The organism is Aquitalea sp. FJL05 (assembly GCF_003852595.1).
GTDB lineage: Bacteria > Pseudomonadota > Gammaproteobacteria > Burkholderiales > Chromobacteriaceae > Aquitalea > Aquitalea aquatilis.
Genome location: NZ_QAJS01000018.1, coordinates 253909 through 270533 on the forward strand (window position 1 = coordinate 253909; position 16625 = coordinate 270533).

Annotated in this window: 15 protein-coding genes; 3 read left to right on the plus strand and 12 right to left on the minus strand. The window is 59.8% G+C overall.

Annotated elements, in window-relative coordinates; genetic code table 11:
* Positions 1 to 57: 57 nt before the first annotated feature.
* The 12 genes from DBR44_RS17725 to rpmH all read right to left on the minus strand — a co-directional run bounded on the left by DBR44_RS17725 (position 58) and on the right by rpmH (position 10953).
* A complete protein-coding gene (locus tag DBR44_RS17725) occupies positions 58 to 495 on the minus strand; it encodes an META domain-containing protein (protein ID WP_158613652.1) in 438 nt (145 codons plus the stop codon).
* A 29-nt stretch (positions 496 to 524) separates the two neighbouring features.
* Positions 525 to 1205 carry an META and DUF4377 domain-containing protein gene (locus tag DBR44_RS17730; RefSeq protein WP_158613654.1) on the minus strand — a complete coding sequence of 227 codons (681 nt, stop codon included), beginning with the start codon at positions 1203 to 1205 and terminating at the stop codon, positions 525 to 527.
* Positions 1206 to 1385: 180 nt separating this feature from the next.
* Positions 1386 to 2759 carry an NAD(P)(+) transhydrogenase (Re/Si-specific) subunit beta gene (locus tag DBR44_RS17735; protein WP_124645317.1) on the minus strand — a complete coding sequence of 458 codons (1374 nt, stop codon included), beginning with the start codon at positions 2757 to 2759 and terminating at the stop codon, positions 1386 to 1388.
* Positions 2760 to 2768: 9 nt separating this feature from the next.
* Positions 2769 to 3065 carry a proton-translocating transhydrogenase family protein gene (locus tag DBR44_RS17740; protein WP_045848133.1) on the minus strand — a complete coding sequence of 99 codons (297 nt, stop codon included), beginning with the start codon at positions 3063 to 3065 and terminating at the stop codon, positions 2769 to 2771.
* Positions 3066 to 3075: 10 nt separating this feature from the next.
* Entirely contained in the window at positions 3076 to 4197 is a 1122-nt protein-coding gene (locus DBR44_RS17745) for a Re/Si-specific NAD(P)(+) transhydrogenase subunit alpha (protein ID WP_124645318.1), read from the minus strand.
* A 646-nt stretch (positions 4198 to 4843) separates the two neighbouring features.
* Positions 4844 to 5629, minus strand: a complete 786-nt coding sequence (locus DBR44_RS17750; RefSeq protein WP_124645319.1) for an ABC transporter substrate-binding protein — start codon at positions 5627 to 5629, stop codon at positions 4844 to 4846.
* A gap of 201 nt (positions 5630 to 5830) precedes the next feature.
* Complete coding sequence (locus DBR44_RS17755) at positions 5831 to 6946, minus strand: sterol desaturase family protein (RefSeq protein ID WP_124645320.1); 1116 nt, start codon at positions 6944 to 6946, stop codon at positions 5831 to 5833.
* Positions 6947 to 7092: 146 nt separating this feature from the next.
* Positions 7093 to 8445, minus strand: coding sequence for a tRNA uridine-5-carboxymethylaminomethyl(34) synthesis GTPase MnmE (mnmE, locus tag DBR44_RS17760; RefSeq protein WP_124645321.1), 1353 nt, complete (start codon positions 8443 to 8445; stop codon positions 7093 to 7095).
* A 149-nt stretch (positions 8446 to 8594) separates the two neighbouring features.
* A complete protein-coding gene (yidC, locus tag DBR44_RS17765) occupies positions 8595 to 10244 on the minus strand; it encodes a membrane protein insertase YidC (RefSeq protein WP_124645322.1) in 1650 nt (549 codons plus the stop codon).
* Positions 10245 to 10263: 19 nt separating this feature from the next.
* Positions 10264 to 10473: a membrane protein insertion efficiency factor YidD gene (gene yidD, locus DBR44_RS17770; RefSeq protein ID WP_045848138.1), complete on the minus strand. Its 210-nt coding sequence runs from the start codon at positions 10471 to 10473 to the stop codon at positions 10264 to 10266.
* Positions 10449 to 10811, minus strand: a complete 363-nt coding sequence (rnpA, locus tag DBR44_RS17775) for a ribonuclease P protein component (protein ID WP_124645323.1) — start codon at positions 10809 to 10811, stop codon at positions 10449 to 10451. Before rnpA ends, yidD begins: the two co-directional genes overlap by 25 nt.
* 7 nt (positions 10812 to 10818) lie before the next feature.
* The gene (gene rpmH, locus DBR44_RS17780; RefSeq protein ID WP_103523664.1) at positions 10819 to 10953 is read right to left on the minus strand and encodes a 50S ribosomal protein L34; all 135 of its coding nucleotides are present in this window, start codon (positions 10951 to 10953) and stop codon (positions 10819 to 10821) included.
* A 354-nt stretch (positions 10954 to 11307) separates the two neighbouring features.
* Here rpmH and dnaA point away from each other — a divergent pair, with 354 nt between their 5' ends.
* From dnaA to gyrB, 3 genes are all read left to right on the plus strand, one after another.
* Positions 11308 to 12705, plus strand: a complete 1398-nt coding sequence (dnaA, locus tag DBR44_RS17785; protein WP_124645324.1) for a chromosomal replication initiator protein DnaA — start codon at positions 11308 to 11310, stop codon at positions 12703 to 12705.
* A gap of 53 nt (positions 12706 to 12758) precedes the next feature.
* Complete coding sequence (gene dnaN, locus DBR44_RS17790) at positions 12759 to 13865, plus strand: DNA polymerase III subunit beta (RefSeq protein ID WP_103523662.1); 1107 nt, start codon at positions 12759 to 12761, stop codon at positions 13863 to 13865.
* A gap of 135 nt (positions 13866 to 14000) precedes the next feature.
* A complete protein-coding gene (gyrB, locus tag DBR44_RS17795) occupies positions 14001 to 16391 on the plus strand; it encodes a DNA topoisomerase (ATP-hydrolyzing) subunit B (protein WP_124645325.1) in 2391 nt (796 codons plus the stop codon).
* Positions 16392 to 16625 lie beyond the last annotated feature (234 nt).

A 16625-nucleotide genomic window follows, 5' to 3' on the forward strand; every position in this document is an offset into this window, starting at 1 on the left:
ACACAGCAAAAAGCCCGCGCTTAAAAAACGCGGGCTTTTTCATTTTCTGTGCGGTACTCAACTGCCGCCGTGACTGTCCTCGCGCTGGAATTCCAGCCGATCCGTACCCGCCTGCAATTGCAGCCGATTGCCCTGCACCACCAGCCGTGGCTGTGCCGACAGCAACTGGCTCAGGCTACGCTCACGCTCATCCAGCGGCGGCGGGCAAGCCATCAGGGTCGACATCATCGCCCCGGTCTTGAGCAAGCCCTGCTCCAGGCTCACCACACCGCCCAGACCGTTGCAACCGGCTGAGGCATGCACCCGGCCGGCGGCGAATTCCAGCCGGTAGGGCTGATCCTTGCCGGCATCCACCTGCTGCCAGCGTCCTTCCAGACTGGCCAGATCACGCGGTGCCTGCCAGCCCTGCGGCTTGTCGGCGGGCGTGGCCGGCGGCGCGCTGGCACAGCCGGTCAGCCAACCTAATACCAGTACCGGTAACCAGAAATGTCTCATGCGCTGACTCCTGACTGAGCGGCCCGTGCTCATTGCACGCTGCGGCTGATGGTTTCGCTGAACACCACGCGGTCCAGGATGGTCCGCACGGCGGATGCATCCGCTGGCGGGTTCTGCACGGTTTCATAGCGCAGCTTCAGGTAGTAGGCGGTATCGGGCTGCGGTGTAAAACCCTCGATCTCACCGTAGAACAACTGCCAGGGCTGGTTTTCGCTGCTGCGGACCTGCAGGCATTGCATCTGCCCCGCGCCAGCACTGCAGTTTTTACGCTGGCTGCTGACATACAGATACTGCGGCCGCTGCGCCGGGGCCGTGGCTGCTGCGGGATGGCCTGCCACCTTGTCCTGCTTGCGCACAAAGCGATATTCGCCTGCGCTACTCGTCAGCACCAGTTGCTGCGCCTTGCCATCAGTCTTGATCTGGAAGGGCTGCGACAGGAATCCGATATACGCCTGTTCGGTCTGCATCATGGCGGGCGGACACATCATGCGCGTGGTGGCCACCATCAGCTTGCCTTCGGCATTGGTATGGCCGGTAAAGCGGTTACAGCCGGCAAAACCACTGATGCCCTTGGCCTGAAACGACAGCGTGGGCAGCGGTTCGGCCACTTTGGGTGATACCAGCTGCCATTCACTGCCCACCAGATTGGGCTGGGCAACAACAGGAGCAGACAACAGAGCGGCGATAATGGCGGTGGTTTTCCAGTGCATATTCATCTCCAAAATTAAATAACGCTAATATTTAAGAGGCCGGAACAAGCCATGAGTTCCATATAGCGACTACAGTCAACCCATCCTAAGGATGGCTGCGCCTGCCGCCAAGCCTGCGCGGCGGGCAAGAAAAAACCCTGCCGGCGCGGCAGGGTTTTCGTTGTGACAAGCGGCAGTGGCTTAGTGCACCACGCCCTTCACCAGGTCTTCCACCACTTTCTTGGCGTCGCCAAACACCATCATGGTCTTGTCCATGTAGAACAGCTCGTTGTCGAGGCCGGCATAGCCGACGCTCATCGAACGCTTCACCACGATCACGGTACGTGCCTTGTGGGCTTCCAGAATCGGCATGCCATAGATGGGGCTGGCCTTGTCCTTCTGTGCCGCCGGGTTGACCACGTCGTTGGCACCAATCACCAGCACCACGTCGGTATTGTTGAAGTCGGAGTTGATCTCCTCCATCTCCAGTACCTGCTCGTAGGGCACTTCGGCTTCGGCCAGCAGCACGTTCATGTGGCCCGGCATGCGGCCCGCCACCGGGTGGATGGCATAGCGTACGGTGACGCCCTTCTCGTGCAGCAACTCGGCAAACTCCTGCAAGGCATGCTGGGCACGGGATACCGCCAGGCCATAACCGGGCACGATCACCACATTGTCAGCATTGCTCATCAGGAAGGCTGCATCTTCTGCCGAACCGGACTTGTAGTTCTTCGGACCGGCATCACCAGCCGGGCCAGCACCACCCGACTCCGCACCAAAGCCGCCCAGCAGCACCGATACGATGGAACGGTTCATCGCCTTGCACATGATGTAGGACAGAATGGCACCGGACGAACCCACGCAGGCACCGGCAATGATCAGCACCGGGTTGTTCAGCGTGAAGCCGATACCCGCTGCCGCCCAGCCGGAGTAGGAGTTGAGCATGGACACCACCACCGGCATGTCAGCGCCGCCGATGGGGATGATCAGCGTCACGCCCAGTACCAGTGCAATCGCCACCATGGCGAGGAAGGCAGCGTGGCTATCCGTCACGAAGTAGGCCACGCCGAAGCCGACCATGGACAGCGCCAGCAGCAGGTTCAGCAGATGCTGACCATTGAAGCTGACGGCCTTGGAGCCAAAGCGGCCAGACAGCTTGCCGTAGGCAATGACCGAGGCGGTAAAGGTGATGGCACCGATAAAGGCACCGATGAACAGCTCCACCTTCTGTACGCCAGTGTGTTCCACACCGCTATGGAAGATGGCAGCCACGGCGATCAGCACCGCCGACAGGCCCACCAGCGAGTGCATGGCAGCCACCAGTTCCGGCATGCCGGTCATCTCCACCGTTCTGGCCTTCCAGCCACCAATCACGGCACCGGCGACAATGGCGCCAGCAATCAGCCCCAGCACCGGCTTGTCCATGATCATGAAGGTGGTGACCACGGCAATCAGCATGCCGATGATGCCGAACTTGTTGCCGCGCAGCGCTGTCACCGGGCTGGACAAGCCCTTGAGCGCCAGGATGAACAGCACGGCCGCCACCAGATAAAGTACTGCAGAAATATTAGCCATGGTTCTTCCTTACTTTTTCTTCTTCTTGAACATGTCCAGCATGCGCTGGGTGACCATGAAGCCGCCGAAGATGTTGATACTGGCCAGGAAGATGCCGATGGTACCCAGCACCGAGGTGAGGGTGATTTCGGAACCATTGATGTCCACCACCTGCAGCATGGCACCGACGATGATGATGCCGGAAATGGCATTGGTGACGGCCATCAGCGGGGTATGCAGCGCCGGGGTGACATTCCACACCACGTGGTAGCCGACAAACACGGCCAGCACGAAGACGGTAAGGCTGGCGATAAAGGGATCGACCATCTTGTTCTCCTTAGTTGGCCGCCGGGAAACGCACCTGGCCGTCGTGGGTCACCAGGGTGGCCGCCAGCAGGTCGTCTTCCAGATTGAGGGTGAAACCTTCCTTGCTCAGCATCAGCGACAGGAAAGTCAGCAGGTTTTTGGCATACAGGCTGGAGGCATCTGCCGCCAGTTCGCCCGGCAGGTTGAACTGGCCCACCACGGTGACGTGGTTGTCAGTGACCACCACCTCGCCCGGCTGGGTGCGTTCACAGTTGCCACCGGCTTCGGCGGCGATGTCGATGATGACCGAACCCGGCTTCATTGCGGCCACGATGTCGGCGCTGATCAGCGTCGGGGCCTTCTTGCCCGGAATCAGCGCGGTGGTGATGATGATGTCGGCCGCACGGGCGTGCTTGCTCACCAGTTCGGCCTGACGACGCTTGTAGTCGTCCGACATTTCCCTGGCGTACACGCCATCACTGGCTGCTTTTTCTTCATCGGTCATCGGTACTTCGATGAACTTGCCGCCCAGCGATTCCACCTGCTCCTTGGTGGAAGGCCGTACGTCGGTGGCTTCCACCACCGCACCCAAGCGCTTGGCCGTGGCAATGGCCTGCAGACCAGCCACACCCACACCCATGATCAGCACCTTGGCCGGCTTCACCGTGCCGGCTGCGGTCATCAGCATGGGCATGAAGCGCGGATAGTAATGGGTGGCCAGCAGCACCGCCTTGTAACCGGCGATATTGTTCTGGCTGGACAGCACGTCCATGCTCTGCGCCCGCGTGGTACGCGGCAGCAGTTCCATGGCAAAGGCCGAGACCTTGCGCGCAGCCAGTTGCGGGAAGGTGGTGTTCTGATACGGGGCCAGCTGGCCGATCAGCACCGCACCCGGTTTCAGCTCGGCAATGCCGGCTTCGTCCAGCGCACGCACGCTGAGCACGATGTCGGCCTGCGCCAGCGCCTCGGCCCGATTGGCCGCAATGCTGGCACCCAGTTCTGCATAAGCCGCGTCGGGAGCAGCGGCAAACTGCCCGGCTCCCTGCTCCACCACCACGGTGTGACCCATGGCGATCAGCTTTTTCACCGTTTCCGGTGTCGCGGCCACGCGTTTTTCACCAGCCAGCCTTTCGGCCGGAATAGCGATCTGCATGGTCAAATTCTCCTGCAATGTGAAATGACAAAAAACAAAACCCAAAAGATAGCGAACGCCCGTGCGAGGCTTTTTCGAACGAGCGTTTGAATTATATTAAAACCATGAATGTTGATTTTGCGCAATACTTTTACACAATTGCGACAGTCACCAACCATATACCGTCTGACGATCCGGTCAATACGGCAGGGTGTTCCGGGCCGGGGTCACGCAGCGCGGAAGTCGGGTGCGGGCAGGGAGTCGGCATTGCCTGCTTTGCACGTCAGCCTGAGCTGCACCGCTGGCGCAGGAAAAATCAACTGGCATCCAGGGTGGCAAGAGCAGTACCAAGTATGGGAAAGCACCGCGTTGCCTGACACTAACGGTTCGCCCGCCAGCTTGTAAAGCAGGGTTAACCATTAACACTAAGGTACTGTTAATCAAAATGAATAGCCGGGTGGCCGGGGTGAAAACATTGAGCGGAAAGGGTTTTATCGTGCAGTGCACCATAGTGCAAAGCCCATTACCGGCAAGGGCAAAGAGCCTGAAGGCGATGCCAGCGGGCAAAGCCTAGTCACAACGCTGACATTTGACGCAGCACAGGCTACTGGCAGTGAGCCTGACTCCTCTGCCCGAGTGGTACAGGAAGGCTGACTCGCCATCTGGGTCATTTGGGTGCGATGGGCATGACGGCCAGCAATCTGGCAATGCTGCCATCACGCAGCATGCCACGCAGCACCGCCGTCAATCGGCCACGCCGGGCATACCAGGCTGAGCGACGCGACAGCCCGAGCCGGCGCTCTTCCTGCGCCGGCAACTGCAGTGGCTGCTCGCGAATCAGAGCTTCCCAACCCTGGCTGTGCAACAACTCCATGCCGTTGCGCCGATTAATGACCACAGCATCAACTCGCCCAGCCAGCAGCTTGCGAAAATTGGACAGACTACTTGGTGCAAAATCACGCTCTAGCTGTTTATCTGCATCAAAAACAGGCTGATAGCGCATCCCCTCGACCACACCAATACGCAATGGATAGAGGTCGGCATAGCGGCGTACCTTGCGCGAATCGACACGCCGCAGGTAAATCGCCAGCGGCGTGGCTGCCGCATAGGGAGGATCGAGAAAATCGATGTATGCATCACGGTCATCGCTGTTGCGTACGCCGATCACCAGATCAGCCTGCCCCTGCTGCATGGCCTGCAGGCAACGTTGCAAGGGACAGGGCAGGTATTGCACGGGGACATCCAGCCTGGCAGCCAGCAGCTTGACGATCTCCACATAGGGACCAGATGGCTGGCCGTGTGCATCCAGCGTTTTCCAGGGGCTGAAGGTATTGAATGCCAATACCAATGGTGGACTGGCCGCCCAAACCGGGCATAAAAACAGTGACAGGACCAGCGGCAACAGCCCGCGCAGGAAAGGAAACATGACATCCGCAAAATGATTTTTGCTCATGCTATAGCCAAACCCTGGTACTGAAAAGGTATTTTCTGCGCGCAGCCTAAGAACCAGTTAATCGTCTGCTGCGCTGCGGTGATACTGCGTTAAAAACGCCTGCGGAATGCGCATTTACTCCAGGTAGAATCCGCCTCCCCACTTGTTTTCGGTCGTTTTCGCCTGGTCTCACTCGCACTCGCAAGCCGCTGACACAGGCTATTACAACAGCCAGGCAGCCAGCATGAGCAGGGCATCCAGCAGCAGCAGACCGACCACAGCCAGACGTCCCTGCAGCAGGCTGCCCAGCCCGGTGAGGCCGGCCACCAGCAACAAGGCAAATGCCCACCGCTGTAGGTTGTCCAGGCCATCCACTTGCCACAGATAAGCCGCACCGGCGGCCGTCAGCAGGACAAACTGCAGCAGGGCCAGCGCCATACTGGTGCGGGTCAGCGGCAGATCAAAGCGCTGGCGGGCGCGCTGCAGATCAAAGGCCGGGCTGTTATCCGCCACGCCGGCCGGCAGCCAGCCCGGCGGCTTGAACCATACCTTGAACTTGTCCTGCCAGCGCGGGGCCTGGCAAGCCAGCCGCCACAGCGGCACATAGCCCGATGCCACCGCCCACAAGGGATTCCAGCTGTTGAGCGGGCTGCGGGTGCCGTATACCGGGGCTTCGTCCTCCTCGGCAAAGGTGCCGAACAGCCGGTCCCAGATGATCAACATGCCGCCGTAGTTCTTGTCCAGGTACGGGTCATTCACCGCATGATGCACCCGGTGATTGGACGGGGAAGAAAACACCCGGTCGAACCAGCCCAGCTTGCCGATATGCTCGGTATGAATCCAGAACTGGTAGAGCAAGACGATCAGCCCGGCCAGCGCAAATTGGGCCGGAGCGACACCGGCCAGCGCCATGGGCAAATAAAACGGCCAGCCGAGAAAGGCCACGGTGCTTTCCTGGCGCAGTGCGGTGGACAGATTGAAATCCTGGCTCTGGTGATGCACGGCATGCGCCGCCCAGAACACCGCGCTCTCATGCCCCACCCGGTGCAGCCAGTAATCGCAGAAATCGAACATCACGATGGCCAGCAGCCAGCCCCACACGCTATTCCATAGCGCAGCACGGGGAAACAACGCCAGGTGCCGCCATGTCAGCGCATACAGGCCGATCTGGAACAAGGTACTGACACTGGCCACCAGCTGGCTGAGCAAACCCTGGCTCAGGCTGGCCAGCGCGTCACTCAGGCGATAGGTGTTGCGGCCAATGGCCAGGCCATAGCCCAGTTCCCCCAGCATCAGCAGCAGGAAAACCGGGAAGGCGTATACGGTGATTTGTTCCATCAGACTTGATCCGCGAGACATGGCAAAACGGCAGGAGAAATGCCTGTACCCAACGGTACAGCAAAGCCAGGTGGAAGATTGTTGGAATTTTGTTGCGGCAAGCGCCAGGCTGCAGGCGCCCGGCCGGGAGAAGCAGCTGGCGGGTGTTACTTGCCGATGCAAAAACGACTAAAAATCACGCCCAGCAAGTCGTCCGGGGTGAACTGGCCGGTGATTTCCGATAGCGCGTTCTGCGCCAATCGCAGCTCTTCGGCGAAGATTTCCACCATTTCCCAATCTGTATGCGCCAGCTCCATGTGTTCGGCAGCACGGCGAATGGCGTCCAGATGGCGTTCGCGTGCCAGGAACACCCCTTCGCTGGCCCCGCTGTAGCCAATCAGCTCCAGCAGGCGGGCTTTCAGCAGATCGACCCCGGCATGGGTGCGGGCGGACAGGTGCAGTACGCTGCGGCCATCCTGTTCAGACAGGCCGATGGCGTCGCCGCTGAGGTCGGCCTTGTTGTAGATGAACAGGCGCGGCAGTTGCGGCGGAATGCGCTCCAGAATGGCCTCCAGCTCGGCGGTGACGCCGTCGCGGCTATCCACCAGCACCAGCGCCACATCGGCGCGCTCTACCGCCTGCCAGGTGCGTTCGATGCCGATTTTCTCCACCACATCGTCGGTATCACGCAGGCCGGCGGTATCGATGATGTGCACCGGCACGCCGTCGATAACGATTTCCTCGCGCACGGTGTCGCGGGTGGTGCCGGCGATATCGGTGACGATGGCAACATCATCCCCCGCCAGCGCATTCATCAGGCTGGACTTGCCGACATTGGGCTGGCCCACCAGCACCACATGCATGCCCTCGCGCAGGATGGCCCCCTGCCGCGCCGTGGCCTGTACCTGTTGCAGGCGCTGGCGCAGGGTTTGCAGTTTGCCCAGCGCGTCGGCCTGCTTGAGAAAATCGATTTCCTCTTCCGGGAAATCCAGCGTGGCTTCCACCAGCATGCGCAGGGTGATCAGCTCATCCACCAGCACATGGATTTCATTGGAAAACGCCCCCTTCAGCGACTTGAGCGCGCTGCGGGCTGCACTTTCACTGGAGGCGTCGATCAGGTCGGCCACGCTTTCAGCCTGGGCCAGGTCCATCTTGTCATTCAGGAAAGCGCGTTTGGAGAACTCGCCCGGCTCGGCCAGCCGTGCGCCCAGTTGCAGGCAGCGCGACAGCAGCATGTTGAGCACCACCGGCCCGCCGTGGCCCTGCAATTCCAGTACGTCTTCACCGGTAAAGCTGTTGGGGCCGGGGAAGTACAGCAGCAGGCCGTTGTCGATGGCCTGGCCATCGGCAGCGTAGAAGTCGGTATAGGTGGCATAACGCGGCTTGGGCTGCTTGCCGCCGCTCAGTGCCGCGGCAAAAGGCAGCAGATCACGGCCGGACACACGGATGACGCCCACGCCACCGCGACCGGGTGCAGTGGCAATGGCACAGATGGTGACGGGAGCGTAGAGAGTAGACATGCGGGCTTTCCTTGCGGCTGACAGGCTGGCCGAAACAGCCGCGGGGCGTGCGGCGGCAGCTGTTTCGGTCAGCTTGCGCTGATTTTTACTGTATCAGAAAAAAGCCCGGCCTTTATCCGGCCGGGCTTTCTGGGGCACTACCGTCCACATCAGGACTGCAGCGCGACTTTCTTGCTGTTTTCAATGCTCTTGTTGATGTACCACTGCTGGGCAATCGACAGGATGTTGTTGACTGCGTAGTACAGCACCAGACCAGCCGGGAAGAAGAAGAACATGGCCGAGAAGGCAACCGGCATGATTTTCATCATCTTGGCCTGCATCGGATCAGTCGGCGGCGGGTTCAGGAAGGTTTGCAGGAACATGGTAGCGGCCATGATCACCGGCAGTACATAGAACGGGTCCGGACGGGCCAGGTCGGTGTACCACAGGATCCACGGAGCCTGACGCAGCTCGACCGAAGCCAGCAGCGCCCAGTACAGGCCGATGAACACCGGAATCTGGATCAGCATGGGCAGACAGCCACCCAGCGGATTCACCTTCTCGCTCTTGTACATCTCCATCACGGCCTGCTGGAACTTCATGCGGTCGTCGCCGTATTGTTCCTTCATGCGTTCCAGACGCGGTGCCAGGGCCTTCATCTTGGCCATGGAGCGGTAGGATGCAGCAGTCAGCGGGTAGAAGATGGCCTTGACGGTGAGGGTCAGCAGCACAATCGCCCAGCCCCAGTTCTGTACCAGACCGTGCAGCTTGGTCAGCAGCCAGAACAGCGGCGAAGCAAAGATGTGCACCCAGCCATAGTCCTTGGAATATTCCAGGCCATCAGCAACACGGGTCAGCACGCTGTAATCTTCCGGGCCGGCATACAGCGGCACGGCGATGGAGGCGGTCTGGCCGGGATTGATGGTTTTCAGGTCCACGGTGGCAGCAGCCGAGTACAGGCCGTTGCTGTCCTTCAGCTCGAAGTGGCAGGATTTTTCATCCTTGCACACGCTGGCAGCATCCACCGGCTTCAGGATCCAGGCGGTCATGAAGTAATGCTGCAGCATGCCCACCCAGCCGTCGGTGGCGTTCTTGGCGTAGTCGCCCTTGCCCTTGGCCAGGTCTTCGAAGGAAACCTTCTGGAACTTGTTGTCGGCAGTGTAAACAGCCGGGCCGGTAAAGGTGTGTGCAAAGCGGCCTTCGCCTTCCGGTGCCTGGCCGTCACGCAACAGACGGTAATAGGCGGTCGGGGCCAGCGGCGTACTGCCGCCGTTGTGGATGTCGAAGCGAACCCCGATATCGTAACTGCCCTTCTTGAAGGTGTAGGTTTTCACCACCTGCACGCCATTCGCCACCGGGGCGGTCAGTTTCACCTGCAGGCTGTCGCCGCTCAGGGTGTAGCTGGACTGCTCGGCGCTATAGACGGTTTTGTGGGTGGGCAGTGCCGGATTGCTGGCTGCCACCAGGCCGGTCTGGGCTACATACACGCGACCATTCTTGTCGGTGAGCAGCTCGAACGGCTTTTTGGCATCCGTGGCGGAATCGTGCTTCAGCAGGTCGAGCTGACGCAGGTCGCCGCCTACGGTATCGATTTCGGCCTTGATCACATCGGTGCTGACGCGAATGCGCTGACCGGCGGTAAGCTTGGCTGCATCAGCAGGCTGGGCGCTGGCGGTATGGCTGGCCTGTGCGTCCGGCTGCGAAGCCGTTTGGGTCTGTGCCACCTGCTGCGGAGCAGGCTTGGGCGCAAAGTACTCCTGCCACAGCAGGAGGATGCCCATGGACAGGACGATGAAGATTATGAGTCGCTTGGAATCCATCTCTACGATACCGGAAAGTTCAGGGAACCGGGTCATAACCACTGCCACCCCAGGGGTGACAGCGCCCGATGCGTTTCATCGCCAGAAAGCCGCCCTTGCAGGCGCCATGCTTTCTCACCGCCTCGATCGCGTAACTGGAACAGGTCGGCACATAGCGGCACCGTGGTGCCAGCCAGGGGCTGATGGCCAGTTGATAAAAACGGATCAGGAGGATGAGGAGGCGCGACATCGTGCCAGTTTAGCAAAGAGTGTAGACAAGGCGATGACAGCTTCTGCTCTGTCAGCGCGGGAAAAGGCCTGTTTGGCTCGGACGATGTAGTCCTGCGCCGGCAAAGCCGCCTGGTTCAGGCGAAACCACTCGCGTACCGTACGCTTGATGTAGTTTCGGCGTACTGCCCGCTTGTGAACCTTTTTGCCGACAACAAGGCCGACACGGGCATGGCCCAATTCATTGGGGCGGGCGTACACCTGAAACAAAGCTGTGCTGCGCGCTTGCCGCAAACTAAAAACGGATGAAAATTCATCCGTTTTTAATAGCCGGTGCACACGGCGAAAGCGATAAGTCATTGCTAACTTATACGGCCAGGCGCTTGCGACCCTTGGCGCGACGGGCGGCAATCACTGCGCGGCCACCGCGGGACTTCATGCGAACGAGGAAGCCGTGAGTGCGCTTGCGGCGGGTATTGGAAGGCTGGTAAGTACGCTTCATGATAAAGAATTCCTGTTTCGAAACGGAAATAAACGCGTGATTTCACAAGAAAAACCGCCGCTTGTCAATGGCAAATTTTTAGTACACCTGTGGATAACTTTGCTGAAAACCGTTAGAATGTCGAAACTTAACGCACCTCACCCCCTGCGTAATTATTAAACGAGACCACCCGCCCAGGGCGGTATGCGCGACAGGAGGATGGTGCAAGCCACTGCCATGCATGAACACATGCCAAGGTTACGCCCCACGCCAGGCGCACTGCGCCGGCCAACCCACCGGGCGGCAAACCATGGCCCATCCCGCCGAACCTGATAATCGTCACGGCGGGTTTTTGCTTTTACTTGTGTGTACTTAATGACCGAACTGGATCAATTCTGGCCTGCCTGCCTCGCTCGCCTCGAGGCCGAACTGTCTTCACAGCAGTTCAACACCTGGATCAAGCCGCTGGCGGCCGAAGCCAACGATGAAGGCATTGCGCTGTTTGCACCCAATCGCTTCATCATGCAGTTCATCAAAGACCGTTTCCTCGGCCGCATTGAAGAACTGGCTGTCGAGCTGGTTGGCGAAGCACCGGTCGAGCTGCGCCTGGGTGCACCCAGCAGCAAGCCGCTGGCCGTGCCCGCAGCCGTGGGCAATGGCGTGCGCAAACCCGCGCCCACCCCGGCAGCCAGCAATATCCCCAGCCAGGCCAAGCAGGCCGCAGTAAAAGCCATTGGCGGCAGCCACGAAAGCACCCGGCTCAACCCCTCGTTTACCTTTGACACCCTGGTAACAGGTAAAGGTAACCAGCTGGCGCGCGCCGCTGCCATGCAGATTGCCGAAAACCCGGGCGACCAGGCCTACAACCCGCTGTTTGTCTATGGTGGCGTGGGCCTGGGTAAGACCCACTTGATCCAGGCCATCGGCAACCACGTGTTCCAGAAGAACCCGCAGGCCAAGATCCGCTACATCCACGCCGAACGCTATGTGGCCGACATCATGCGCGCCTATCAGCACAAGGCGTTTGACGAATTCAAGCGCTATTACCACTCGCTGGACCTGCTGCTGATCGACGACATCCAGTTTTTTGCCGGCAAGAACCGCACCCAGGAAGAATTCTTCTACGCCTTCAATGCGCTGATCGAGGGCGGCAAACAGGTCATCATGACCTGCGACACCTACCCCAAGCAGATAGAAGGTATGGAAGAGCGACTGATCTCGCGCTTCTCCTGGGGCCTGACGGTGGAAATCCAGCCGCCGGAACTGGAAATGCGTGTGGCTATTTTGATGAAAAAGGCCGAGGCCGACAGCATCAAGCTGGATCACCCGGTGGCGTTTTTCATTGCCCAGAACGTGCGCTCCAACGTGCGCGAACTGGAAGGCGCGCTCAAGCGCGTGGTGGCCTATGCCCGCTTTACCAACCAGAACATCTCGCTGGATCTGGTAAAAGAAGCACTGAAAGACATCCTGGCCGCCGGCAACCGCCAGGTTACGGTGGATGCCATCCAGAAAACGGTGGCCGAGTACTACAAGATCAAGCTGTCCGACATGCACAGCAAAAAGCGCAGCCGCGATATTGCCCGGCCGCGCCAGGTGGCGATGGCACTGGCCAAGGAGCTGACCCAGCTTTCCCTGCCCAATATCGGCGACGCCTTTGGCGGGCGCGACCACACCACCGTGCTGCATGCCTGCAAGACCATTGCCGAAATGCGCAGTAATGACGCCGATATGGCACACGATTACGATACGCTGCTATCCATGCTGCGTAACTGAACGATGTTGATTCAACCGATAACTGACTCTGGACACATTCGGGAGCCCGAAACATGCTGATCCTGCAAGCCGAACGCGATGCCCTTCTCAAGCCCCTGCTGGCGGTGACCGGTATTGTCGAACGACGCCATACCCTGCCGATTCTTTCCAATGTACTGATTGAAAAGAAGGGCGGCCAGGTAGGCTTTCTGGCCACCGATCTGGAAATCCAGATCACCACCGCCAGTGCCGACGAACTGCCGGGCGAAGACTTCCGCCTGACCACCTCGGCCAAAAAGCTGCAGGACATCCTGCGCGCCATCCCGGACAAGGCCACCGTCACGCTGGAACAGCTGGACGGCCGCCTGACGCTGAAGGCCGGCAAAAGCCGCTTCAACCTGCAAACCCTGCCGGCGGAAGACTTCCCGCTGCTGTCGGTAGGCTCGGCCTCTGATGCCAGCTTCACCCTGCCGCAGCGCGAACTGAAGCGCCTGATCTCGCAGGTGCAGTTTGCCATGGCCGTGCAGGACATCCGTTACTACCTCAACGGCCTGTTGATGCAAACCGACGGCAACCAGGTCAAGCTGATCGCCACCGACGGCCACCGCCTGGCCTTTGCCAGCGCCGACGTCGAAGCCACCCTGCCCAAGGCCGAAGTCATCCTGCCGCGCAAGACCATCCTGGAGCTGTACAAGCTGCTGCAGGACAGCGACGACGAAATCAATATCGAAGTGCTGGCCAACCAGGTGCGCTTCAGCTTTGGCTCCACCGTGATCATCAGCAAGGTGGTAGACGGCAAGTTCCCCGACTACAACCGCGTGATTCCGCTGGATAACGACAAGATCTTCCTGATCGAACGCCTCACCTTCCTGCACGCGCTGCAGCGCGCCGCCATTCTGGCCAACGAAAAATTCCGTGGCGTGCGACTGGTACTGGCACCGGGCAAGATGTCCATCCTGTGTACCAACAGCGAACAGGAAGAAGCGGAAGAAGAACTGGAAATCGCCTACCAGGGCGGCGAGCTGGAAATCGGCTTCAACATCAACTACCTGCTGGATGTGCTGACCAACCTGCCGGCCGACACCCTGCAGATGGCGTTTGGCGACTCCAACCGCAGCACCCTGGTCACCATTCCCGACTACAGCAACTTCAAGTACATCGTGATGCCGATGCGCATCTGATGCAGCAACACAGTCGGAAGTAGCCGCTGCCACAAGCAGCAGTTTTCGAGATTTTGAGTATAAGCGGCAAAGGGCGGTACAGCGCGGACGGGGACAGCCCCCTCCGCCCCCTCCCCCACCGCAGGAAAGAAGCGGATGAGCGAACAGGAATACGGCGCGGATAGCATTAAAGTCCTCAAGGGTCTGGATGCAGTACGCAAACGCCCCGGCATGTACATTGGCGATACCTCGGACGGCACCGGTCTGCACCACATGGTGTTTGAAGTGCTGGACAACGCCATTGACGAAGCCCTGGCCGGCCATGCCGACACCATCAAGGTCATCATCAACCCCGACAACTCCATCACCGTATCGGACAACGGCCGGGGCATCCCCACCGACATCCACCCGGAAGAAGGACGTTCGGCGGCCGAAGTGATCATGACCATCCTGCACGCCGGCGGCAAATTCGACAGCAACAGCTACAAGATCTCCGGCGGCCTGCACGGCGTGGGCGTCTCCGTGGTGAACGCGCTGTCCGACTGGCTGAAGCTGAAGATCTGGCGTGACGGCAAGGTGCACGAAATGGAATTCCGTCGTGGCGACGCCGTTGCCCCGCTCACCGTCACCGGCCACAGCAACCACCGTGGCACCGAAGTGACCTTCCGCGCCAGCGAAGAAACCTTTGGCCTGGTGGAATTCCACTTCGACATCCTGGCCAAGCGCATCCGCGAACTGTCCTTCCTCAACCAGGGCGTGGGCATCAACCTGCTGGACAAACGCAGCGGCAAGGAAGAAAACTTCGCCTTCTCCGGCGGCGTAGCCGGATTTGTCGAATACATGAACCGCAACAAGAACGTGCTGCACCCCAAGGTGTTCCACGGTATTGGCGAAAAAGACGGCATGACGGTGGAAGTGGCCATGCAATGGAACGACTCCTACCAGGAAAGCGTCCAGTGCTTCACCAACAACATCCCGCAGCGTGACGGCGGCACCCACATGACCGCGCTGCGTCAGGTGATGACCCGCACGCTCAACCAGTACATCGAAGAACACGAAGTGGCCAAAAAGGCCAAGGTGGACACCACCGGCGACGACATGCGCGAAGGCCTTACCTGCGTACTGTCCGTCAAGCTGCCGGACCCCAAGTTCTCCAGCCAGACCAAGGACAAGCTGGTATCCGGCGAAATCGGCCCGGTGGTCAACGAAGTCATCAGCGAAGCGCTCAAGAGCTATTTGCTGGAAAACCCCAACGACGCCAAAACCATTTGCGGCAAGATCGTCGATGCCGCCCGCGCCCGTGAAGCCGCGCGCAAGGCCCGCGAAATCACCCGCCGCAAAGGCATCATGGACGGCCTGGGCCTGCCCGGCAAACTGGCCGACTGCCAGGAAAAAGACCCCAAGCTGTGCGAACTGTACCTAGTCGAGGGCGACTCCGCCGGCGGCTCTGCCAAGCAAGGCCGTGACCGCAAATTCCAGGCCATCCTGCCGCTGAAGGGCAAGATCCTCAACGTGGAACGCGCCCGCTTCGACAAGATGCTGCAAAGCCAGGAAGTGGCCACCCTGATTACCGCCATGGGCTGCGGTATCGGCAAGGACGAATACAACCCGGACAAGCTGCGCTACCACCGCATCATCATCATGACTGATGCCGACGTCGACGGCGCGCACATCCGCACCCTGCTGCTCACCTTCTTCTACCGCCAGATGCACGAACTGGTAGAACGCGGCCACATCTACATCGCCCAGCCGCCGCTGTACAAGGCCAAGCACGGCAAGCAAGAGCGCTACCTGAAGGACGACTACGAGCTGAACCAGTACCTGCTGCAACTGGCACTGGAAAAAGCCGAACTCGTCCCCGGCACCGATGCCGCCCCGCTGGCCGGCGACACCCTGGCCGAAGTAGCCCGCCAATTCCTGCTGGCCCGCGCCGTGATCGAACGCGAAAGCCGCGTCATCGACCCGCTGGTGCTGGAAGCCATGCTCAAGTCCGGCCGCCTGTCACTGGCCAGCGAACAAGCCTCCAACGACACCATCGCCCGCCTGCGCGCGCTGGTACCGGCAGAAGCCATCACGCTGGAACTGCTGCACGACGAAAAGAACGACGGCCACCTGATCAAGATCATCCGCAAACTGCACGGCAACGTGCTGGTTACCGTACTGGACCAGGACTTCCTGGAAACCGGCGACTACGCGGAACTGGCCAAAACCGGCGAACTGCTCAGCGGCCTGCTGCAAGAAGGCGCAGCAGTACGCCGTGGCGAAACCGTGAAGCCGATCAGCGAATTTGGCCAAGCACTGGACTGGCTGCTGGCCGAAGTGAAAAAGGGCATGAACATCCAGCGCTACAAAGGCCTGGGCGAAATGAACCCGGAACAACTGTGGGAAACCACCATGGACCCGAACGTGCGCCGCCTGCTGAAGGTACGCATCGAGGACGTGATGGGCGCCGACGACGTGTTCACCACCCTGATGGGCGACGACGTAGAACCCCGCCGCGCCTTTATCGAAGGCAACGCCCTGATTGCGCGGAATATTGATGTGTAAGCTCTGACGGGTGACACCAACAGTATAGTTGCGTCAGGTTAGTGAAAAGCTACTGATTCAGTTAATGAAAAAGCCACCGAGAACGGTGGCTTTTTTTTGGCCTTAGCAGACCTTCGATTGAGCGGTGAAAGTTACGGCTGCACACATAATTTCTGACTCACACAAATCAACACATCCGAACCAGGAGATGCACTGATTCTTTTCATCTTTAGGTTGCAGGTGACATGATAAATC

Coding starts and splice junctions, on each gene's coding strand:
- DBR44_RS17725 (WP_158613652.1), bottom strand. CDS start 495: ATGAGACATTTCTGGTTACCGGTACTGGTATTAGGTTGGCTGACCGGC.
- DBR44_RS17730 (WP_158613654.1), bottom strand. CDS start 1,205: ATGCACTGGAAAACCACCGCCATTATCGCCGCTCTGTTGTCTGCTCCT.
- DBR44_RS17735 (WP_124645317.1), bottom strand. CDS start 2,759: ATGGCTAATATTTCTGCAGTACTTTATCTGGTGGCGGCCGTGCTGTTC.
- DBR44_RS17740 (WP_045848133.1), bottom strand. CDS start 3,065: ATGGTCGATCCCTTTATCGCCAGCCTTACCGTCTTCGTGCTGGCCGTG.
- DBR44_RS17745 (WP_124645318.1), bottom strand. CDS start 4,197: ATGCAGATCGCTATTCCGGCCGAAAGGCTGGCTGGTGAAAAACGCGTG.
- DBR44_RS17750 (WP_124645319.1), bottom strand. CDS start 5,629: ATGAGCAAAAATCATTTTGCGGATGTCATGTTTCCTTTCCTGCGCGGG.
- DBR44_RS17755 (WP_124645320.1), bottom strand. CDS start 6,946: ATGGAACAAATCACCGTATACGCCTTCCCGGTTTTCCTGCTGCTGATG.
- mnmE (WP_124645321.1), bottom strand. CDS start 8,445: ATGTCTACTCTCTACGCTCCCGTCACCATCTGTGCCATTGCCACTGCA.
- yidC (WP_124645322.1), bottom strand. CDS start 10,244: ATGGATTCCAAGCGACTCATAATCTTCATCGTCCTGTCCATGGGCATC.
- yidD (WP_045848138.1), bottom strand. CDS start 10,473: ATGTCGCGCCTCCTCATCCTCCTGATCCGTTTTTATCAACTGGCCATC.
- rnpA (WP_124645323.1), bottom strand. CDS start 10,811: ATGACTTATCGCTTTCGCCGTGTGCACCGGCTATTAAAAACGGATGAA.
- rpmH (WP_103523664.1), bottom strand. CDS start 10,953: ATGAAGCGTACTTACCAGCCTTCCAATACCCGCCGCAAGCGCACTCAC.
- dnaA (WP_124645324.1), top strand. CDS start 11,308: ATGACCGAACTGGATCAATTCTGGCCTGCCTGCCTCGCTCGCCTCGAG.
- dnaN (WP_103523662.1), top strand. CDS start 12,759: ATGCTGATCCTGCAAGCCGAACGCGATGCCCTTCTCAAGCCCCTGCTG.
- gyrB (WP_124645325.1), top strand. CDS start 14,001: ATGAGCGAACAGGAATACGGCGCGGATAGCATTAAAGTCCTCAAGGGT.